The following is a 19,075-nucleotide window of genomic DNA, read 5'->3' on the forward strand; positions in this document are numbered from 1 at the left end:
GGAACTGCGCGACCAGGCCACGGCGGGGCCGCGGACGCTCTACGGCCTTCCGTGGCACCCCCTGTCGCGGCGGTTACAGCCTCGGCGTTCCGTCGTGGTGCCGGGTGTCCGTGCCCGCCCAGGGGCGCGGGGAACTGCGCGACCAGGCCACGGCGGGGCCGCGGACGCTCTACGGCCTTCCGTGGCACCCCCTGTCGCGGCGGTTACAGCCTCGGCGTTCCGTCGTGGGCGCCGGGTTGTCCGTGCCCACCAGGGGAGGCGGGGAACTGCGCGACCGGCCACGGCGGGGCCGCGGACGTTCTACGGCCTTCCGTGGCACCCCCTGTCGCGGCGGTTACAGCCTGCCCAGCACCTGCGCCAGCAGTGAGCCCATCCGTGCCGCCGAGTCGCGGCCCGCCTGGAGGACCTCCTCGTGGTTCAGCGGCTCGCCGGTCATGCCCGCCGCCAGGTTGGTCACCAGGGAGATGCCCAGGACCTCGGCGCCCGCCTCGCGCGCGGCGATCGCTTCGAGGACCGTCGACATGCCCACCAGGTCCGCGCCGATGACGCGGGCCATGCGGATCTCGGCCGGGGTCTCGTAGTGCGGGCCGGGGAACTGCGCGTAGACGCCCTCTTCGAGGGTGGGGTCGATCTCCTTGCACAGGGCACGCAGGCGGGGGGAGTACAGGTCCGTCAGGTCCACGAAGTTCGCGCCGACGATCGGGGAGGTCGCCGTGAGGTTGATGTGGTCGCTGATGAGGACCGGCTGGCCGGGACGCATGCCCTCGCGCAGACCGCCGCAGCCGTTGGTGAGGACGATCGTTTTGCAGCCGGCGGCTACGGCGGTGCGGACGCCGTGTGCGACGGCGGAGACGCCGCGGCCCTCGTAGTAGTGCGTGCGGCCCAGGAAGACCAGCGCGCGCTTGTCACCGAAGGAGTACGAGCGGATCTTGCCGCCGTGCCCCTCGACGGCCGGCGGCGGGAAGCCGGGCACCTCGGTGACCTGGAACTCGGCGTCGGGAGCGCCCAGGGCGTCGACGGCCGGAGCCCAGCCGGAGCCCATCACGAGGGCGACGTCGTGGGTCTCGGCGCCCGTGAGCTCGCGCAGCCGCGCGGCGGCCGCGTCGGCAGCGGCATGGGGGTCGCCCTGGATGTTGTCCGGAAGAAGAGATGCGTTCACGCGGATGAGAGTAGCCGGTCCTGGCCTACGCGCGTAGATGACTGAGCTCACCGGATGGCGATCGTTGTCTTGTCGTTTCCAACGAGCGGTGTGACGCAGGTAACTTCGTGCCACCTGTGGATGGTCTGTGCGGCTTGGGGCCTCGATGGGGGACGCCGACGGGGTCACTCGTCGGTCACGAGGACGTGCCGCGTGAGGCCAGCAGGGCGATGCCCTTGTGGAACGCGATGCGCCGACGATCGTCCAGCTCGACGCGTCGGTTCCGCAAGTGCAGGGACGCGGTGTGTCAGCAGGGCCGCTTGCGCAGCTCCATCACGTAATCGTGTGGTGCGCCGGCCGACTCGGCGGCGTCGGCGATCTCGCCGAGATAGCGGGCCGAGGGCAGGCCGCCCTCGTAGCCGTTGAGGACGTAGAGCCAGGCGTTCTCCTCGCCCTCCAGCGTGTGCACGCGCACGCGTGCCCGGCGGTAGATGTCCATACCGACGCCCTCCCAGCGGTCCATGGACTCCTCGTCCATCGGGGCGAGGTCGTAGAGGCCGACGAAGACCTGGGAGAGGGGGTCCTCGACGATCGTCGCCAGCGCGCCCTCCCAGCCCATCTGCTCCCCGCCGAAGGTCAGCCGCCATCCGTTCAGCCAGCCGGTGGCGCGCAGGGGCGAGTGCGGAGCGCGGCGCGACATCAGCCGTGCGTCGAGATTGCCGGCGTACGCGGCGTAGAGCGACGACATGGGGAGAGGGTACGGCAGCCGTCCCAGGTACCTCTCCAGCCCCAGGAAGCGTCGGGTGGCGCCCCCGGGCAATAGCACCTTGAGGGGTGCGGGACAATGGAGTACGTGACTCGGATCGTGATCATCGGTGGCGGACCCGGCGGCTATGAAGCGGCGCTGGTGGGCGCGCAGCTCGGCGCGGAGGTGACCGTCGTCGACTGCGACGGTCTGGGCGGAGCGTCGGTGCTGACCGACTGCGTGCCGTCGAAGACCCTTATCGCTACGGCCGAGGTGATGACCAACTTCGACTCCTCGTACGAGGAGCTGGGGATCATCGTCGCCGACGACACCCCACCGCTGGAGCAGGCGGCACGGGTGGTCGGGGTCGATCTGGGGAAGGTCAACCGGCGTGTGAAGCGGCTCGCCCTCGCGCAGTCGCACGACATCACGGCCTCGGTGACGCGTGCGGGTGCGCGGGTCATGCGGGGGCGCGGGCGGCTGGAGGGCATGCAGGCCCTGGACGGGTCGCGCAAGGTCGTCGTCACCTCCGCCGACGGGAGTGCGGAGACCCTGACGGCCGACGCGGTGCTCATCGCCACCGGTGGCCATCCGCGCGAGCTGCCCGACGCCCAGCCCGACGGCGAGCGCATCCTGAACTGGACCCAGGTCTACGACCTCGACGAGCTGCCCGAGGAGCTCATCGTGGTCGGGTCGGGTGTGACCGGTGCCGAGTTCGCCGGTGCCTATCAGGCGCTGGGGTCCAAGGTGACCCTGGTGTCGTCCCGGGACCGCGTGCTGCCGGGCGAGGACCCGGACGCGGCCGCTGTCCTGGAGGACGTCTTCCGCCGCCGTGGCATGAACGTCATGGCCCGGTCGCGGGCCGCCGCCGCCAAGCGGGTCGGGGACCGGGTGGAGGTGACCCTCGCCGACGGCCGGGTCATCACCGGCACGCACTGCCTGATGGCCGTCGGCGCCGTCCCGAACAGCGCGGGCCTGGGTCTGGAGGAGGCGGGCGTCAAGCTGCGCGACTCCGGGCACATCTGGACCGACAAGGTGTCGAGGACGACGGCTCCGGGCGTGTACGCCGCCGGTGACGTGACCGGGGTCTTCGCCCTTGCGTCGGTGGCCGCCATGCAGGGGCGTATCGCCATGTACCACTTCCTGGGCGACGCGGTGGCCCCGCTGAACCTGAAGACCGTGTCGTCCAACGTCTTCACCGACCCGGAGATCGCGACGGTGGGCTACACGCAGGCCGACGTCGACTCCGGAAAGATCGACGCGCGCGTGGTGAAGCTGCCGCTGCTGCGCAACCCGCGCGCGAAGATGCAGGGCATCCGCGACGGCTTCGTGAAGATGTTCTGCCGGCCGGGTACGGGGATCGTGGTCGGCGGTGTGGTGGTCTCGCCCCGCGCCTCGGAACTCATCCACCCCATCTCGATCGCCGTCGACAACAATCTGACGGTCGAACAGATCGCGAACGCGTTCACCGTGTACCCCTCCCTTTCGGGGTCGATCGCGGAGGTCGCGCGGCAGCTGCACACCCGGAAGACCGGCAGCGAGGTCTGACGGCCGGAACGGACTCCCCGCTGGTCACGGGGAGTTGTCGAGAATGCGTACGGCATAGTCGCGTGGGGTGGCTCCTATACCACTTGCGACCCTGCTGTGCGAACAACTTCTGCTATTCGGCGCAAACTGCTGAAAGCAGACGGTCGTTGGGGTTACTGTCAGTTTCGTGTTCGCTGCAGAACGTCGCCAATTGATCCTCGAAATGGTGCGCGCGAACGGGGCCGTATCGCTCCGTGAGCTCGCCCGCGTCGTCCAGACCTCAGAAGTGACCGTACGGCGGGACGTGCGCGCACTGGAGGCAGAAGGACTCCTCGACCGCCGGCATGGCGGTGCGGTACTGCCGGGCGGGTTCACGCGGGAGTCCGGCTTTCCGCAGAAGTCACATCTCGCGACCGCCGAGAAGACGGCCATCGCCGATCTCGCCGCGGGTCTCGTCGAAGAAGGCGAGGCCATCGTGGTCGGGGCGGGTACCACCACCCAGGAACTCGCCCGCCGGCTGGCGCGGGTCCCCGGACTCACCGTCGTCACCAACTCGCTGCTGGTGGCGCAGGCCTTGGCCCATGCCAACCGGGTCGAGGTCGTGATGACCGGCGGGACCCTGCGCGGCTCCAACTACGCCCTCGTCGGCTCCGGCGCGGAGCAGTCCCTGCAGGGGCTGCGCGTGTCGAAGGCCTTTCTGTCGGGCAGTGGCCTGACGGCGGAGCGGGGGCTGTCCACGTCCAACATGCTGTCGGCGTCCGTCGACCGGGCGCTGGTGCAGGCCGCCGCGGAGGTCGTCGTCCTCGCCGACCACACCAAGCTCGGTACGGACACGATGTTCCAGACCGTGCCGACGGACGTCATCACCCGACTGGTCACGGACGAGCCGCCGCCTCATGACGACCGTGCGGCCACGGAGCTTCAGGCCCTCGCCGATCAGGGGGTGCAGATCGCTGTGGCCGGAGCGTCGGGAAACCCGGGGGGTGATCAGGTCCCGGCGCGGCAGCAACAGCATCAACAGCGTCGGGACGTATCCCTTCCGGGGCCGCGGCGGAGTCAGGTGCCGGGGTCGGGGTTGCGGTCGGCATCGATGCTGGGCGGCGAACAGCCGACGGGGGCCGAGCGGGGGCGGGTCGCCGATATGCGGCGGCGGTGAGGGGCGGAGTGCGTCGCCGGGGGTTCGGTTCGCGCGCGGGCCCGGGCCGCGTGCCTTGCCGGCCGCGCCCACGCGACGGTAACCGCATATCGCCCGGCCCCGTACCCCTACGTCAGTCCTCTCAGCGTCAGTTGCAGCAACCTGTCCGCCAGAGCCGGGTCCTGCGGGGACTCCTCCGCCGCCAGGGCGATGGCGTGGGTCAGCTGAAGCAGGTCGGCGATATGGACGTCGGCCCGCACGGCGCCCGACTCCTGGGCGCGTAGCAGCAGTGCTCCGCCCGCCTCCCTGATCGGGGTGCCGCACCGGGCCAGGGCCGACGCGGGGTCGGTCGACGACACCGACATCAAGGCCCTCGACAGGCCCCGGTACTCGGCCGCATGGCCGACCACCTCGTGGAGCCATGTCAGCAGGGCCCCGCACGGCTCGGGGGCCGTCAGCAGCTCGCAGGCCCTGGCGAGGAGTTCGTTCACCGCGTCCTCGAAGACCGCGCTCATCAGCGCGTGCCGGTTCGGGAAGTGGCGGTACAGGGTGCCGATACCCACGCCCGCCCGCCGGGCCACGTCCTCGAGCGAGGCGTCGGTGCCGTACTCGGCGAACACGGCACGGGCCTCGGCGAGCAGCCGGTCATGATTGCGGCGGGCGTCGGCGCGCATGGGCCGTTCCAGAAGTCTAGGGGTTTCGGCGGATCAGGTCGGCCGTGAGACGCGGCGTGTCCTGGCCGGGCCGAGCGGGCTCCGGTGCAAGTGGCCGGCTGAGGCGGGAGCAGGGAGTCGACGCCGAGGGGGGCGCCCTCGGCCGAAGGCCGGGGGGACGTCGGCGACCGACGGCAACGCCGCAGATTCACGCACCAGGGCCCGCGACGCCGAGATGATCCGCCGGACATCCCGTGGGTGCCCGGCGAACGGCTGGGTGCCGTTCGCCGGGCCGTGCGGTTCGGGGCGTCGTCAGTCCTTGATCTCGCAGATCACGGCGCCTGAGGTGAGGGAGGCACCGATCTCGGCGGCGAGGCCCTTGATGGTGCCGGCCTTGTGCGCGTTCAGCGGCTGCTCCATCTTCATGGCCTCCAGGACGACGATCAGGTCGCCCTCCTTGACCTCCTGGCCCTCCTCGACCGCGACCTTGACGATCGTGCCCTGCATCGGCGAGGCGAGGGTGTCACCGGAGGCGACCGGGCCGGACTTCTTGGCGGCCCGGCGCTTCGGCTTGGCGCCGGCGGCGAGGCCGGTGCGGGCCAGGGTCATGCCCAGGGACGCCGGCAGCGAGACCTCCAGGCGCTTGCCGCCGACCTCGACGACGACCGTCTCACGGTCGGCCTCCTCCGCCTCGGCGTCGGCCGGGGCGGCGAAGGGCTTGATCTCGTTGACGAACTCGGTCTCGATCCAGCGGGTGTGGACCGTGAACGGGTCCTCGGAGCCGGTCAGCTCGGGCGCGAACGCCGGGTCCCTGACCACCGCCCGGTGGAACGGGATCGCGGTGGCCATGCCCTCGACCTGGAACTCGTCCAGGGCGCGGGCGGCCCGCTCCAGGGCCTCCTTGCGGGTCCGGCCGGTGACGATCAGCTTCGCCAGCAGGGAGTCCCAGGCCGGGCCGATGACCGAGCCGGCCTCCACGCCCGCGTCCAGACGGACACCGGGGCCCGAGGGGGCGTCGAAGGTGGTGACCGAACCGGGAGCGGGCAGGAAGTTACGGCCCGGGTCCTCGCCGTTGATCCGGAACTCGAACGAATGACCGCGCAGCTGCGGGTCGTCGTAGCCGAGTTCCTCGCCGTCGGCGATCCGGAACATCTCGCGGACCAGGTCGATACCGGCGACCTCCTCGGTCACCGGGTGCTCGACCTGGAGGCGGGTGTTGACCTCCAGGAAGGAGATCGTGCCGTCCTGGCCGACCAGGAACTCACAGGTGCCGGCGCCCTCGTAGGCGGCCTCCTTGAGGATGGCCTTGGAGGCGCGGTACAGCTCGGCGACCTGCGCGTCGGACAGGAAGGGGGCCGGGGCCTCCTCGACGAGCTTCTGGTGGCGGCGCTGGAGCGAGCAGTCACGGGTCGACACGACGACCACGTTGCCGTGCTTGTCGGCCAGGCACTGCGTCTCCACGTGCCGCGGCCGGTCCAGGTAGCGCTCCACGAAGCACTCCCCGCGGCCGAAGGCGGCCACCGCCTCGCGGACGGCGGAGTCGTACAGCTCCGGGATCTCCTCGAGGGTGCGGGCGACCTTCAGCCCGCGCCCGCCGCCCCCGAAGGCGGCCTTGATGGCGATCGGCAGGCCGTGTTCCTCGGCGAACGCCACGACCTCGTCGGCACCCGAGACCGGGTCCGGGGTGCCGGCGACCAGGGGGGCGCCGGCCCGCTGGGCGATGTGCCGGGCGGCCACCTTGTCGCCGAGGTCGCGGATGGCCTGCGGCGGCGGCCCGATCCAGGTCAGGCCCGCGTCCAGGACCGCCTGGGCGAACTCGGCGTTCTCGGACAGGAAGCCGTAGCCCGGGTGGACGGCGTCGGCCCCCGCCTCGCGTGCCGCGTTCAGGACCTTGTCGATGTCCAGGTAACTGGTGGCCGGGGTGTCACCGCCCAGGGCGAACGCCTCATCCGCGGCGCGGACATGCAGAGCGTCCCGGTCCGGGTCCGCGTAGACGGCCACGCTCGCGATCCCTGCGTCCCGGCAGGCCCGGGCCACGCGGACAGCGATTTCGCCACGGTTGGCGATGAGCACCTTGCGCACGATTGAGGCTCCCTCCTTGAAACAAGCCGAGTTTAGGGAAGGCCGACACGGCACTTCGACCCGTCCCCAATGGTGAGCTTGCCCACACGGAGCGTGATGCGAGGCTCGCCCGACCCGCGAAAGCCCTTGTCGCACCGTGGTACGCAGGACTCCTTCGGAAAACCCTAGCCCCGCGATGTGCTCAAGGTCTCTGTGAGAGCGTGCCGCGCCCCACAACGTTTCTTTGTTGAGTCCCTACGAATGGCCCAACGAATCTTTGCCGACGCCCGGCCTCTTGTCCCCGGGTTTACCCGTTAGTAGCGTTCGCGCTGTCTTGAACGTACTTCAAGTAACAGCGGCTCTCGCGGGGCCGTGACCGAAAGTGGGTGGGGACCGGTGGTGCGCAGACCGGTGGCATGGGTCGTGGCGGTCGTACTCCTCGCCGAGGCGTTCGGCATCGCCGCGCTCAACTGGTTCATGGGAGTGGTGGTCGACCGTCAGGAAATGTCCCTGGCCGGCCTGGACCCGCACAACATGTCGATGAGCGCGAAGATCGGTGCCGTGGTCTTCGGCCTCTACTTCGCCCTGTGCGCCCTGGTGGCCCTGCTGGTGGCGATACGCGACCGTGCGCCCGCCGGCCTCGGCCGCATCCTGCTGATCAGCGTCGCGGTCGTACACGGCCTGCTGGGCGCCGTGGCGTGGGGCCTGATCGGCTGGACCGCGTTCCTGTTCATGGTGGTCGTCCTCGCGCTCGTCGTGCTGCTGCTGATGACGTACGACCGTACGGAGGAGCCCGGCACCGGAGCGGACGCCGACGGGGGTGCGGACGGATCCGGTGCCGGTCCGGCGGACGGTTCGGAGGCCGGTCCGGAACCGGAGCCGAGGAAGGACAGGCCGGCCGCCGGGCCGGTCACTCCGCCGGCGCCCACAACTCCGTGATGCCGACGCCCAGCTCCGCGAGCAGCCGGCGGACCAGGGGCAGGCTGATGCCGATCACGTTGCCGTGGTCGCCGTCGATGCCGTCGATGAACGGCGCGCTGCGGCCGTCGAGCGTGAACGCGCCCGCCACGTAGAGGGGTTCGCCCGAGGCGACGTACGCGGCGACCTCCGCGTCGGTGGGCTCGCCGAACCGGACGACGGTGGACGCGGTCGCCGACACATGCCGGTTGCTCGCCGTGTCCCAGACGCAGTGCCCGGTCTGCAGGGTGCCGGCCCGGCCGCGCATCGACTTCCAGCGGGCGGTCGCCTCCTCGGCGTCCGCCGGCTTGCCGAGCGCCTGGCCGTCGAGGTCCAGCACCGAGTCACAGCCGATCACGATCGCGCCCCGCACGTCGGGGCGGGCGGCTACGACGGAAGCCTTGGCCTCGGCGAGGGCGAGGGCCAGTTCGGCCGGGGTGGGAGCGGTGACGGCGTCCTCGTCGACGCCGCTGACGATCACCTCGGGGGCGAGGCCCGCCTGCCGCAGGAGGTTCAGCCGGGCGGGGGACTGGGAGGCGAGGACGAGTCTGCGCATGGCGTCAGAGTAGTGGCTGCGGCCTATCTGACGCCCAGCACGATCATCGCCAGCAGCATCGCCAGGGCCAGGAGGACGCCGAGCCGCCGGAGGGTGTTCTGCATGTCCTGCAGGTCCTTCGGCGGCTCGTCTTCCGGGTCCGACCACAGCATGGCACCAGCGTGCGGCTCGGGCCGACGCGGGCGCCTGAGTAGCCGTACTCAAATTGGAGCCCGGAGTTTCGCTTCCGTGCGCCCGCGCGGCGGAGCCGCGAATGGATACAGCCTCGCGCCCCTGGGGTGTTGTCTCAGCTCGGCCAGTAAGTCCGGGTCCATGCCGTCGGGCTCGGGTCGGGGACCCGGCGCCGGGCGATGCGGGACGGGTCGGACCAGGCGGCCCTCGGCCTCGGGGCGCCGGACGGCGCGGCCGCCATCGCAGCTGCCCTCGCCCTTACCACCGCCAGTGCGGCGGCCAGCTCCTCCGGGGTCGGGTTGCCCCGTACGACTCTGATCGTCACAGCGGCTCCTTACAGGGGGATGTTGCCGTGCTTCTTCGGGGGCAGGGACTCGCGCTTGGTGCGGAGCTGGCGCAGGCCCCGTACGACATGGCGGCGGGTGTCCGACGGCATGATCACCGCGTCGACGTAGCCGCGTTCGGCGGCCGTGTAGGGGTTGAGGAGGTGGTCCTCGTACTCCTGGATCAGGCGGGCGCGGACGGCCTCGAGGTCCTCGCCGCCCGCCACCGCCTCGGCGATGGTGCGGCGGTGCAGGATGTTGACGGCACCCTGGGCGCCCATGACGGCGATCTGGGCCGTCGGCCACGCGAGGTTGAGATCGGCCCCCAGGTGCTTGGAGCCCATGACGTCGTAGGCGCCGCCGAAGGCCTTGCGGGTGATGACGGTGATCAGGGGGACCGTCGCCTCGGCGTAGGCGTAGATCAGCTTGGCGCCGCGGCGGATGATGCCGTCGTGCTCCTGGTCGACGCCGGGGAGGAAGCCCGGGACGTCGACGAAGGTGATGACCGGGACATTGAAGGCGTCGCAGGTGCGGACGAAGCGGGCCGCCTTCTCGCTCGCCTTGATGTCGAGGCAGCCGGCGAACTGCATCGGCTGGTTGGCGACGATGCCGACCGGGTGGCCCTCGACACGGCCGAAGCCGGTGACGATGTTCGGCGCGTACAGGGCCTGCGTCTCGAAGAACTCGCTGTCGTCGAGGACGTGTTCGATCACCGTGTGGATGTCGTACGGCTGGTTCGCGCTGTCCGGGACCAGGGTGTCCAGCTCGCGGTCCTCGTCCGTGACGGCCAGGTCGGCCTCCTCCGGGAAGACCGGGGCCTCGGAGAGGTTGTTGGACGGCAGGTAGGACAGCAGCTGCTTGATGTACTCGATGGCGTCCTTCTCGTCGCCGGCCATGTGATGGGCCACGCCGGAGACCGAGTTGTGGGTGCGGGCGCCGCCCAGCTCCTCGAAGCCGACGTCCTCGCCGGTGACCGTCTTGATGACGTCCGGGCCGGTGATGAACATGTGGGACGTCTGGTCGACCATGACCGTGAAGTCGGTGATGGCCGGGGAGTACACGGCACCGCCGGCGCAGGGCCCGACGACCAGGCTGATCTGCGGGATGACCCCTGACGCATGGGTGTTGCGGCGGAAGATCTCGCCGTACGCGCCGAGGGAGGCGACCCCCTCCTGGATCCGCGCGCCGCCGGAGTCGTTGATGCCGATGACCGGGCAGCCGGTCTTCAGGGCGAAGTCCATCACCTTGACGATCTTCTGGCCGTAGACCTCGCCGAGGGCGCCGCCGAAGACGGTGAAGTCCTGGGAGAAGACGGCGATCGGGCGGCCGTCCACCGTGCCGTATCCGGTGACGACACCGTCCCCGTAAGGCCGGTTCTTCTCCAGGCCGAAGCTGGTGGAACGGTGCTGGGCGAACTCGTCCAACTCCACGAAGGAGCCCTCGTCGAGGAGCAGCTCGATTCGCTCACGGGCCGTCAACTTGCCCTTCGCGTGCTGCTTTTCGACGGCGCGCTCCGAACCGGCGTGTGTCGCTTGCTGGACACGGCGCTGGAGATCCGCGAGCTTCCCCGCGGTCGTGTGAATGTCGATCTCTTCCGGCTCGGACATCGGGATGCGGCTCCCTGCCTGCTCAAAAGGGGGGACGGTTACTCATCCGTAGAGTAGTGGGGCACCTACCAAACGGCAGTGCGGCGTACAACACACCTAGGGTGGCTTGCATGACGCCGCGAGATGCAGCAGACGAGAACAACAATCGCTGGTCCGACCTGGACCGTCCACCGCTCGGTGCCGCGGGGCTGCGCAGGGCCCTGGTGCGGGAGGGCGGACTGTGGACCGGCGTGGAGGTCGTGCAGCGCATCGGCTCCACCAACAGCGAGCTGGTGGCGCGGGCGGTCGCGGGGGAGGCCGCGGAGGGCGCCGTGCTCGTCGCCGAGGAGCAGACGGCCGGGCGGGGCCGCCTGGACCGCCAGTGGACGGCGCCGGCCCGCTCGGGCCTCTTCTTCTCGGTGCTGCTGAAGCCGGCCAAGGTGCCGGTGGCCCGCTGGGGCTGGCTGCCCCTGCTGACCGGGGTGGCGGTGGCGACGGGGCTGGCGCGGGCGGCCGGTGTCGATACGGCACTCAAATGGCCCAACGACCTGCTGGTCACCGTCGGTGACGAGGAGCGCAAGGCCGGGGGCATCCTGGCGGAGCGGGCCGGCGAGGACGGTGTCGTGGTCGGCGTCGGCATCAATGTCACGCTCGGTGCGGAGGAGCTGCCGGTGCCGCAGGCGGGGTCCCTGGCGCTGGCGGGGGCGGTGACCACGGACCGGGATCCGCTGCTGCGGGCGGTGCTGCGCTCGCTGGAGGACTGGTACGGGCGCTGGCGCGCGGCGGAGGGCGATCCGGTGCGCAGCGGGCTCCAGGAGACGTATGCGGCGGGGTGCGCGACGTTGGGGCGGACGGTGCGGGCCGAGCTGCCGGGGGACCGGTCACTGGTGGGCGAGGCGGTGGCCGTGGACGGGGACGGACGGCTGGTGATCGCCACGGAGGCGGGGGTGCAGGAGCCGGTGGGGGCGGGGGACATCGTGCACCTGAGGGCGGCGTGAGGGCGGAGGCCGGGGAGCGGCGCGGGTGCGTGGGGGCCGGGGGCGGGCGGGTTCGCGTGCCGGCGCTTGCACGCCGCCTGCGCCCACCCTCCCCCGCTCTCGGCTTCGCGCGAGCGGGGGGACCCCCATCGCCCCAGCGGCACGACTGCCCGCAGGCTGGGTCGGCTGACAAGGCGCCCGCACCGCAGCGCCCCGATACCCGATAGGGGCGCGGGGAACTGCGCGATCAGCCCCACGGGCCGCAGCCGGGACTCGAGGTCCCGCAGGGGGCGCCGGCCGCGACCGCGGCCCCTCTCCCCACGCCGTAACCCCTGATGCCGGCCCACCTCACGAAGTGAGCTACCGCACAGCTGCCGTAGAGTTGAGGCCGGTCGGTATGCGACCGCGGCAGATCGGAAGGGCAGCAGGCGTGACCGTCGACGACACGGGCTCCGGCGAGGGCGCGGACGCCGCCGACTCCGGCGAGGACCCTCTCGCGCTGCGCCTCGAAGGCCTGATCCTCGGTGCCGAGCGCCGCTACACCCCGTTCCAGGCGGCTCGCAGCGCCGGTGTCTCGATGGAACTGGCTTCGAGGTTCTGGCGGGCCATGGGCTTCGCGGACATCGGGCAGGCCAAGGCGCTCACCGAGGCCGACGTGCTGGCCCTGCGCCGGCTCGCCGGTCTCGTCGAGGCGGGCCTGCTCAGCGAGGCCATGGCCGTGCAGGTGGCCCGGTCGACCGGGCAGACCACCGCCCGTCTGGCCGAGTGGCAGATGGATTCCTTCCTGGAGGGCCTGACCGAGCCCCCCGAGCCGGGCATGACCCGCACCGAGGTCACATACCCGATCGTCGAGCTGCTCCTGCCCGAGCTGGAGGAGTTCCTGGTCTACGTCTGGCGCCGCCAGCTCGCCGCCTCGGCCGGCCGGGTCGTGCAGTCGGCCGACGACGAGGAGATGGTCGACCGGCGGCTGGCCGTCGGCTTCGCCGACCTCGTGGGATTCACGCGGCTGACCCGGCGGATGGAGGAGGAGGAGCTCGGCGAGCTGGTCGAGGCCTTCGAGACCACCGCCGCCGACCTGGTGGCGGCCCGCGGCGGCCGGCTCATCAAGACCCTCGGCGACGAGGTCCTGTACGCCGCCGACGACGCCGGCACGGCCGCCGACATCGCCCTGCGCCTCGTCGAGACCATGGCGCACGACGAGACGATGCCGGAGCTGCGCGTCGGCATGGCCTTCGGCACCGTGACCACCCGAATGGGCGATGTCTTCGGAACGACCGTGAACCTGGCCTCCCGGCTGACCTCCATAGCCCCCCGGGACGCCGTGCTCGTCGACTCGGCGTTCGCGGAGGAACTGATCCGCTCCGGCGAGGCGCCCGCCTCGGAGGCGGAGGCCGCTGAAGCCGCGGCCACCGCCGAGAAGGAGGGCGAGGAACCCCCGACCTACCGCTTCGCCCTCCAGCCGATGTGGCAGCGCCCGGTGCGCGGCCTGGGTGTCGTGGAGCCCTGGCTGCTCACCCGCCGCGACGGGGAGTCGACCTAGCCGCGGCCGGACTGGAGCAGCGGGTCCACGCACAGGCCGACGATCGGCAGGCAGACACCGCTGCCCGGCTGATGCGTGATGGGCGAAGGGGTCGGGGGCGGGGTCGGAGCGGGTGGCGTGGCCGGTGCGCTGGTCGCCGGAGCCGGCGACGTGCCGACCGGCCGTGCCGGACCCGTGGGGATGGTGGTCGGGACCGTGACCCCGCCGGGCAGCGCGGTGGGCGAGACCGACGCCGATGTGGACGGTGTGGCGGTCCGCGTGGCCGTCGGTGTGGGGCTCGCGCCGCCCATGACGGTGGCCTGCGACGAGGTGGCCGTGGGGACCGAACCGACGGTGGCGGCCGCGTTCGCCGACCGTTCGTTCGCGTCGGAGGTTGGGTCCAGCCGGGGCTCCGCCTCCGCCGTGCCGGGCGTGCCGACACCGCCCTCCGGCACCATCCGTACGAGGCTCAGCACCCCGGCGGCCAGCGCGAGCCCTCCGGCGGCGAACAGCACCTTGCGGGGCCGGGGCTTGCGATGCCGCCCCCGCCGACTGACTGACGGCGTTCCTGTCATGACGCTCCCTCCCCGCTGCGCGCCCCCGATGCGCCGTGGCGAGCGCACGTTATGCGCTGCCGTGGGGTGTGCGCCGGGAGTCTCCCGGGATGTCACCCGAACGGGGGTGTCCGGAGCCGGTCGGTGCCCCTTTCCCCGGGCCGGGCCCGGCTGCGATGATCGGGTCCAGGCTGTTAACCCGCGTTAACCGGAGGGCATGTCATGAGCGAGGAGCGGTACGGGGAGTTCGTGCTGGTGCGGCGGCACGGTCACGTGATGGAACTCGTCCTGGACCGGCCGAAGGCGATGAACGCGGTGTCGGCGGACATGGCCCGCTCGGTCGTGGCCGCGTGCGCCGCGCTGAGCGCCGACCGGGACGCCCGGGTGGTGGTGCTGACCTCCTCGCACGAGCGGGCGTTCTGCGTCGGCGCCGACCTCAAGGAGCGCAACTCCATGACCGACGCGGAGCTGGTCCGGTCGCGGCCGCTGTCGCGCGGGGCGTACACCGGCGTACTGGAGCTGCCGATGCCGACGATCGCCGCCGTGCACGGCTACGCGCTCGGCGGGGGCTTCGAGCTGGCGCTGTCCTGCGATGTGATCGTGGCCGACGGCACGGCCGTGGTGGGCCTGCCCGAGGTGTCGGTGGGTGTGATTCCGGGAGGCGGCGGTACGCAGCTGCTGCCCCGCCGGGTCGGGGCGGCCCGCGCGGCCGAGCTGATCTTCTCGGCGCGGCGGGTGGAGGCGGCGGAGGCGGCCGAGCTGGGGCTGGTCGATGTGCTGGTGGAGGTGGGGCAGGACCGGGCGGAGGCGCTGGCGCTGGCGGAGCGGATGGCGGCGAACTCGCCGGTGGGGCTGCGGGCGGCGAAGCGGGCGCTGCGGCTCGGGCACGGGCTCGACCTGAGGTCGGGCCTGGAGGTGGAGGACGCGGCATGGCGGTCGGTGGCGTTCTCGGGGGACCGGGCCGAGGGGGTCGCCGCCTTCAACGAGAAGCGGAAGCCGGAGTGGCCCGGGGAGTAGAGGCGGTCGCGGGGGCGGGGCTGGAGACGAGGGTCCCGCAACACCTGTTCGCCGCACCAATGTCCCGAATGAACCCAATCCTCCCTAACCTGGAGTAATGGGTGAGGACAACCGGCTCGCCGCTGTCGTGGCGCTGGCGCAGGGCATGGCCGCGGCCCACACTCCACATGAGTGCTGGCACGCCGCCGCGGCCGGTGCCTGCCGTGCCCTGGACGGCAGCTTCGCCGCGCTCTCCGTCTGGGAGCGCGACCTCGGCCGGCTGCGGGTCCTCGTGAACGTCGGGGAGCGCGCCCCGGACGAGGAGGAGTTCCCCGACGCCGAGGCCTACCCGGTGCACCAGTTCCCGGAGATCACCGAGTTCCTGCACGAACGCTGGGCGGGCGGCGGCGGCCCCAACGCCTGGGTGGAGACGGCCGAGGGCCCCGCCGCCGGCCGCCCCGGTTACTCGCACCAACGGGTCGACGCCCTGCGCCGCAGGGGCCGCGGCTGCTGCCTGGTCGCGCCGATCCTGCTGCACGGCAGGGCCTGGGGCGAGCTGTATGTCGCCCGCGCCGTCCACGCCCCCGTCTTCGGCCGCGACGACGCCGACTTCGCCACAGTCCTGGCCTCCGTCGTCGCCGCCGGGATCGCCCAGACCGAGCGTCTCGAGGAGGCCCGCCGGCTGGCGTACACCGACGCGCTCACCGGTCTCGCCAACCGCCGTGCCGTCGATATGCGCCTCGACGAGGCGATCGACCGGCACCGCACGGACAACGCCGTGGTCAGTCTCGTCGTCTGCGACCTCAACGGACTCAAGCGGGTCAACGACAGCCAGGGGCACGCCGTCGGCGACCGGCTCCTCGAACGCTTCGGCTCGGTGCTGTCCCTGTGCGGGGCGATGCTCCCGGGCGCCCTCGCCGCGCGGCTCGGCGGGGACGAGTTCTGTCTGCTCGTGGTCGGCCCGCCCGCCGACGACGTGGTCAAGGCGGCCGACGAACTCTGCCGACGGGCCGGGGAGTTGGAGCTGGGGGAGGGGGTCGCGTGCGGGGTTGCCTCGACCGCGGACCCGATCGGGCCGGTGCGCTCCGCCCGCCGTCTGTTCCGGCTCGCCGACGCCGCGCAGTACCGTGCCAAGGCGCTCCGCGCGGACCGGCCGGTGGTGGCCGGGCGGGAGGGGCCGGACGATCCCGTCGTACGGCTGGCCGACGCGCCCCCGCCGGAACGGGCCGACCGGCGCAGCTTCCGGGGCCGCCGCGCACTGTGACGTACGAGTAAGGGGCAACCCCGTACCCCACTAGTGACAGCAACCGCATTCAATGCGTACGCTCCTGAATATGGATATGCACACTGTGGTGGTGGGGACGTCCGGTGTCACCGCGTCCGACGTCCTCGCCGTGGCGCGCGGCGGCGCCCGGGTCGAACTGTCGGCGGAGGCGGTCGCGGCGCTCGCGGCGGCCCGCGAGATCGTGGACGCGCTGGCGGCCAAGCCGGAGCCGGTCTACGGCGTCAGCACCGGCTTCGGCGCCCTCGCGACCCGGCACATCAGCCCGGAGCTGAGGGCCCAGCTGCAGCGCAACATCGTGCGCTCGCACGCGGCCGGCATGGGACCGCGGGTGGAGCGTGAGGTCGTACGGGCCCTGATGTTCCTGCGGCTGAAGACCGTCTGCTCCGGACACACCGGTGTGCGTCCCGAGGTCGCCCAGACCATGGCCGACGTACTCAACGCCGGCATCACGCCGGTCGTGCACGAATACGGTTCCCTGGGCTGCTCCGGCGACCTTGCCCCGCTGTCCCACTGCGCCCTTGCTCTGATGGGCGAGGGGGACGCGGAGGGGCCGGACGGAGTCGTCCGGCCCGCCGGTGAGCTGCTCGCCGAGCACGGGATCGCGCCCGTCGAACTGCGCGAGAAGGAGGGGCTCGCGCTCCTCAACGGCACCGACGGCATGCTCGGCATGCTGGTCATGGCCCTCGCCGACCTGGACATGCTCTACAAGTCCGCCGATGTCACGGCCGCGTTGAGCCTCGAAGCGCTCCTCGGCACGGACAAGGTGCTCGCGCCCGAACTGCACGCCATCCGCCCGCACCCCGGGCAGGGCGACAGCGCCGCCAACATGCTCGCCGTGCTCCAGGGCTCCCAGCTCACCGGGCACCACCAGGACGACGCGCCGCGCGTCCAGGACGCGTACTCCGTGCGGTGTGCTCCGCAGGTCGCCGGGGCCGGACGGGACACGCTCGCGCACGCCCGCCTCGTCGCCGAACGGGAGCTGGCCTCAGCCGTCGACAACCCCGTTGTGCTGCCTGGGGGCACCTCCGAGGCTTTCGGCACCGGGGGAGGGCGGGTCGAGTCCAACGGCAACTTCCACGGTGCGCCGGTCGCCTACGTCCTCGACTTCCTGGCCATCGCGGTGGCCGACCTCGGGTCCATCGCCGAGCGGCGGACCGACCGGCTGCTGGACAAGAACCGCAGCCACGGCCTGCCGCCGTTCCTGGCGGACGACGCGGGTGTCGACTCGGGCCTGATGATCGCCCAGTACACGCAGGCGGCACTGGTCAGTGAGCTGAAGCGGCTCGCCGTTCCGGCGTCGGCCGACTCGATTCCGTCCTCCGCGATGCAGGAGGACCATGTGTCCATGGGGTGGTCGGCCGCGCGCAAGTTGCGGACGGCCGTGGGCAATCTGACGCGGATCATCGCCGTCGAGCTGTACGCGGCCACCCGGGCGATCGAGCTGCGGGAGGGGTTGACGGCGGCGCCGGCCTCGCGGGCCGTGATCGAGGCGGCGCGCTCCGCGGGAGTGCGGGGGGCCGGGCCGGACCGGTACCTGGCACCCGACCTTGCAGCGGCTGAGGAGTTCGTGCGGGGCGGGGCGCTCGTGGAGGCCGCCGAGAAGGTGACCGGAGCGTTGCGGTAGCCGGTCGGTGCGGGTGGGTGGGGCTGGTCGCGCCCACGCGGCGGTAGCCGCACATCGATACAGCCCCGCGCCCCCAAAGGGGCGCGGGGAACTGCGCACTACTTCAGCTTCGCCGACTGGGCCTTGATCACCGGGGTCGGTACCGTGTACGTCTTCCCCGCCATCATCGCCCCGATGTTCATCGTGAAGTACGTCGCGACCGTGTTGCCGTGGCGTACCACCTCAGCGTGCAGGGGGCCCTTGTCGCCGTCCATGTCCGTGATCGCCGTGAAGGCCACCGACTCGTCGCCGGTACCCGAGGGCTTGACCGCCGTGACCTTCGTGACCTTCTGCTCGTCACCGGCCGCGCCGCCCGTGAAGCCGGTCGCGCAGGCCTCGATCGCCGACGAGACGGCCTTCAAGGCCTGCTGCGCACCGTTCCCGTCGTACGACGACAGGTCGAGGGACGTGACGTCCAGGTCCAGCGAGTCCTTGAGCGCTGTCTCGAACTTTCCGTCGGCCATGTCGTCGAGCGAGGTCGCGTCGTCGGTCGGGTCCTTCTTGTCCTCCCGGACCGTGCGGCCGATCTCCGTGGCCGCGTCGGCCGGTGCGAGGCCGGCGAGGACGTAGGCCAGCGGGCGGCACTTCCCGTCGCTCGCCCTGATCCTGCTCCTGGCCGGCGGGGCCTCGCCGATCGCGTTGACCTTGTAGCCGTCCACCTCGCCCTGCGCGAGGATCCGCTGCTTCAACTGCGCGGTGCTCAGCGCCTTGACGGTGGAGGCGGAGTCCGCGGAGGCGGCCGTGTCCTTCGAACTCCCGCCGGAGCAGCCCGTCATGAGGGCGAGGGACAGTGCGCCGCCGGCGGCGAGGGTGCACATCCGCACGCCCGATGATCTCTTCATGAGAGGACTGTGAGTCCCGGTCAAGGACCGGTCAAGTTGTTTAAAATCCCAGTCGTTCCCGGCGGACCGAATAGACCACGAACCCCGAGCCGACGGCGAGGAAAAGGGTGCCGCCGACGACGTACGGCGTGGTGTCCGGGCCGCCGGTGTCGGCGAGTTGGGTGGCGTCCCCGGTCGCCTCCGAGGTGGCCTCGGACAGCGCCTTGGCCTGCTGGGTGACCTGTGTCGCCGTACTCTCCGACGTGCCGGTTCTCGCCGGGGCGTCCTGCGACGCGTGGGCGGACGGAACGAACCACAGCGCACCCAGGAGCGTGCCTGCGGCGGTGGCGGTCAGCAACGGGCGGCGAGCGGATGACACGGAATATCGATCCCCTTGTGACGCTGGCG

At 71.8% G+C, this 19,075-nt stretch carries 19 protein-coding genes; 8 read left to right on the forward strand and 11 right to left on the reverse strand.

Annotated features, from left to right (window positions below; translation table 11 throughout):
* Positions 1–334 precede the first annotated feature (334 nt).
* Together ABTY98_RS05640 and ABTY98_RS05645 are read right to left on the reverse strand one after the other, a co-directional pair.
* Positions 335–1,159, reverse strand: a complete 825-nt coding sequence (locus tag ABTY98_RS05640; RefSeq protein ID WP_352219590.1) for a purine-nucleoside phosphorylase — start codon at positions 1,157–1,159, stop codon at positions 335–337.
* 286 nt (positions 1,160–1,445) lie between these two features.
* The gene (locus tag ABTY98_RS05645; protein ID WP_352219591.1) at positions 1,446–1,886 is read right to left on the reverse strand and encodes a gamma-glutamylcyclotransferase family protein; all 441 of its coding nucleotides are present in this window, start codon (positions 1,884–1,886) and stop codon (positions 1,446–1,448) included.
* 96 nt (positions 1,887–1,982) lie between these two features.
* Between ABTY98_RS05645 and ABTY98_RS05650 the strand changes: the two genes are divergently transcribed.
* On the forward strand, positions 1,983–3,431 hold the full coding sequence (locus ABTY98_RS05650; protein WP_352219592.1) for an NAD(P)H-quinone dehydrogenase: 1,449 nt from the start codon (positions 1,983–1,985) through the stop codon (positions 3,429–3,431).
* Between the two features lie 166 nt (positions 3,432–3,597).
* Complete coding sequence (locus ABTY98_RS05655; protein ID WP_352219593.1) at positions 3,598–4,566, forward strand: DeoR/GlpR family DNA-binding transcription regulator; 969 nt, start codon at positions 3,598–3,600, stop codon at positions 4,564–4,566.
* Positions 4,567–4,673: 107 nt separating this feature from the next.
* Here the strand turns inward: ABTY98_RS05655 and ABTY98_RS05660 are convergent, their stop codons facing one another.
* Together ABTY98_RS05660 and ABTY98_RS05665 are read right to left on the reverse strand one after the other, a co-directional pair.
* A complete protein-coding gene (locus ABTY98_RS05660) occupies positions 4,674–5,219 on the reverse strand; it encodes a TetR/AcrR family transcriptional regulator (protein ID WP_352219594.1) in 546 nt (181 codons plus the stop codon).
* Between the two features lie 291 nt (positions 5,220–5,510).
* A complete protein-coding gene (locus tag ABTY98_RS05665; RefSeq protein WP_352219595.1) occupies positions 5,511–7,280 on the reverse strand; it encodes an acetyl/propionyl/methylcrotonyl-CoA carboxylase subunit alpha in 1,770 nt (589 codons plus the stop codon).
* Between the two features lie 375 nt (positions 7,281–7,655).
* Between ABTY98_RS05665 and ABTY98_RS05670 the strand changes: the two genes are divergently transcribed.
* On the forward strand, positions 7,656–8,198 hold the full coding sequence (locus ABTY98_RS05670) for a hypothetical protein (RefSeq protein WP_352219880.1): 543 nt from the start codon (positions 7,656–7,658) through the stop codon (positions 8,196–8,198).
* On the opposite strand, the gene ABTY98_RS05675 is transcribed toward ABTY98_RS05670, so the two are convergent.
* The 4 genes from ABTY98_RS05675 to ABTY98_RS05690 form a co-directional block, all read right to left on the reverse strand.
* The gene (locus ABTY98_RS05675) at positions 8,170–8,772 is read right to left on the reverse strand and encodes a Maf family protein (protein ID WP_352219596.1); all 603 of its coding nucleotides are present in this window, start codon (positions 8,770–8,772) and stop codon (positions 8,170–8,172) included. The genes ABTY98_RS05670 and ABTY98_RS05675 overlap by 29 nt on opposite strands.
* Before the next feature lie 23 nt (positions 8,773–8,795).
* On the reverse strand, positions 8,796–8,924 hold the full coding sequence (gene mmpB / locus ABTY98_RS05680; protein ID WP_352219597.1) for a morphogenic membrane protein MmpB: 129 nt from the start codon (positions 8,922–8,924) through the stop codon (positions 8,796–8,798).
* 134 nt (positions 8,925–9,058) lie between these two features.
* The gene (locus ABTY98_RS05685; RefSeq protein WP_352219598.1) at positions 9,059–9,268 is read right to left on the reverse strand and encodes an acyl-CoA carboxylase epsilon subunit; all 210 of its coding nucleotides are present in this window, start codon (positions 9,266–9,268) and stop codon (positions 9,059–9,061) included.
* A 9-nt stretch (positions 9,269–9,277) separates the two neighbouring features.
* The gene (locus ABTY98_RS05690) at positions 9,278–10,873 is read right to left on the reverse strand and encodes an acyl-CoA carboxylase subunit beta (protein WP_352219599.1); all 1,596 of its coding nucleotides are present in this window, start codon (positions 10,871–10,873) and stop codon (positions 9,278–9,280) included.
* 110 nt (positions 10,874–10,983) lie between these two features.
* Here ABTY98_RS05690 and ABTY98_RS05695 point away from each other — a divergent pair, with 110 nt between their 5' ends.
* Entirely contained in the window at positions 10,984–11,850 is an 867-nt protein-coding gene (locus tag ABTY98_RS05695; RefSeq protein ID WP_352219600.1) for a biotin--[acetyl-CoA-carboxylase] ligase, read from the forward strand.
* 409 nt (positions 11,851–12,259) lie between these two features.
* Positions 12,260–13,369, forward strand: a complete 1,110-nt coding sequence (locus tag ABTY98_RS05700) for an adenylate/guanylate cyclase domain-containing protein (RefSeq protein WP_352219601.1) — start codon at positions 12,260–12,262, stop codon at positions 13,367–13,369.
* Here ABTY98_RS05700 and ABTY98_RS05705 read toward each other — a convergent pair.
* Positions 13,366–13,923, reverse strand: coding sequence for a hypothetical protein (locus tag ABTY98_RS05705; protein WP_352219602.1), 558 nt, complete (start codon positions 13,921–13,923; stop codon positions 13,366–13,368). The genes ABTY98_RS05700 and ABTY98_RS05705 overlap by 4 nt on opposite strands.
* 201 nt (positions 13,924–14,124) lie before the next feature.
* Here ABTY98_RS05705 and ABTY98_RS05710 point away from each other — a divergent pair, with 201 nt between their 5' ends.
* The 3 genes from ABTY98_RS05710 to hutH all read left to right on the forward strand — a co-directional run bounded on the left by ABTY98_RS05710 (position 14,125) and on the right by hutH (position 17,807).
* Positions 14,125–14,919 (forward strand): enoyl-CoA hydratase/isomerase family protein, encoded by a 795-nt coding sequence (locus tag ABTY98_RS05710; RefSeq protein ID WP_352219603.1) that lies wholly within the window; start codon positions 14,125–14,127, stop codon positions 14,917–14,919.
* 97 nt (positions 14,920–15,016) lie between these two features.
* Positions 15,017–16,162: a GGDEF domain-containing protein gene (locus ABTY98_RS05715; RefSeq protein ID WP_352219604.1), complete on the forward strand. Its 1,146-nt coding sequence runs from the start codon at positions 15,017–15,019 to the stop codon at positions 16,160–16,162.
* Positions 16,163–16,238: 76 nt separating this feature from the next.
* Positions 16,239–17,807: a histidine ammonia-lyase gene (gene hutH / locus ABTY98_RS05720; protein ID WP_352219881.1), complete on the forward strand. Its 1,569-nt coding sequence runs from the start codon at positions 16,239–16,241 to the stop codon at positions 17,805–17,807.
* Between the two features lie 98 nt (positions 17,808–17,905).
* On the opposite strand, the gene ABTY98_RS05725 is transcribed toward hutH, so the two are convergent.
* Positions 17,906–18,688: a hypothetical protein gene (locus ABTY98_RS05725; protein ID WP_352219605.1), complete on the reverse strand. Its 783-nt coding sequence runs from the start codon at positions 18,686–18,688 to the stop codon at positions 17,906–17,908.
* 40 nt (positions 18,689–18,728) lie between these two features.
* Positions 18,729–19,046: an LAETG motif-containing sortase-dependent surface protein gene (locus tag ABTY98_RS05730; protein ID WP_352219606.1), complete on the reverse strand. Its 318-nt coding sequence runs from the start codon at positions 19,044–19,046 to the stop codon at positions 18,729–18,731.
* Between the last annotated feature and the right edge of the window lie 29 nt (positions 19,047–19,075).

The sequence above is a fragment of the Streptomyces sp. NPDC096040 genome, from assembly GCF_040303265.1.
Classification (GTDB): Bacteria; Actinomycetota; Actinomycetes; order Streptomycetales; family Streptomycetaceae; genus Streptomyces.

What these genes read in the sequence shown, in the direction of transcription:
- ABTY98_RS05645 (WP_352219591.1), bottom strand. Translation starts at nt 1,886, where the DNA reads ATGTCGTCGCTCTACGCCGCGTACGCCGGCAATCTCGACGCACGGCTG.
- ABTY98_RS05650 (WP_352219592.1), top strand. Translation starts at nt 1,983, where the DNA reads ATGGAGTACGTGACTCGGATCGTGATCATCGGTGGCGGACCCGGCGGC.
- ABTY98_RS05660 (WP_352219594.1), bottom strand. Translation starts at nt 5,219, where the DNA reads ATGCGCGCCGACGCCCGCCGCAATCATGACCGGCTGCTCGCCGAGGCC.
- ABTY98_RS05675 (WP_352219596.1), bottom strand. Translation starts at nt 8,772, where the DNA reads ATGCGCAGACTCGTCCTCGCCTCCCAGTCCCCCGCCCGGCTGAACCTC.
- mmpB (WP_352219597.1), bottom strand. Translation starts at nt 8,924, where the DNA reads ATGCTGTGGTCGGACCCGGAAGACGAGCCGCCGAAGGACCTGCAGGAC.
- ABTY98_RS05690 (WP_352219599.1), bottom strand. Translation starts at nt 10,873, where the DNA reads ATGTCCGAGCCGGAAGAGATCGACATTCACACGACCGCGGGGAAGCTC.
- ABTY98_RS05695 (WP_352219600.1), top strand. Translation starts at nt 10,984, where the DNA reads ATGACGCCGCGAGATGCAGCAGACGAGAACAACAATCGCTGGTCCGAC.
- ABTY98_RS05705 (WP_352219602.1), bottom strand. Translation starts at nt 13,923, where the DNA reads ATGACAGGAACGCCGTCAGTCAGTCGGCGGGGGCGGCATCGCAAGCCC.
- ABTY98_RS05710 (WP_352219603.1), top strand. Translation starts at nt 14,125, where the DNA reads ATGAGCGAGGAGCGGTACGGGGAGTTCGTGCTGGTGCGGCGGCACGGT.
- ABTY98_RS05715 (WP_352219604.1), top strand. Translation starts at nt 15,017, where the DNA reads ATGGGTGAGGACAACCGGCTCGCCGCTGTCGTGGCGCTGGCGCAGGGC.
- hutH (WP_352219881.1), top strand. Translation starts at nt 16,239, where the DNA reads ATGCACACTGTGGTGGTGGGGACGTCCGGTGTCACCGCGTCCGACGTC.
- ABTY98_RS05725 (WP_352219605.1), bottom strand. Translation starts at nt 18,688, where the DNA reads ATGAAGAGATCATCGGGCGTGCGGATGTGCACCCTCGCCGCCGGCGGC.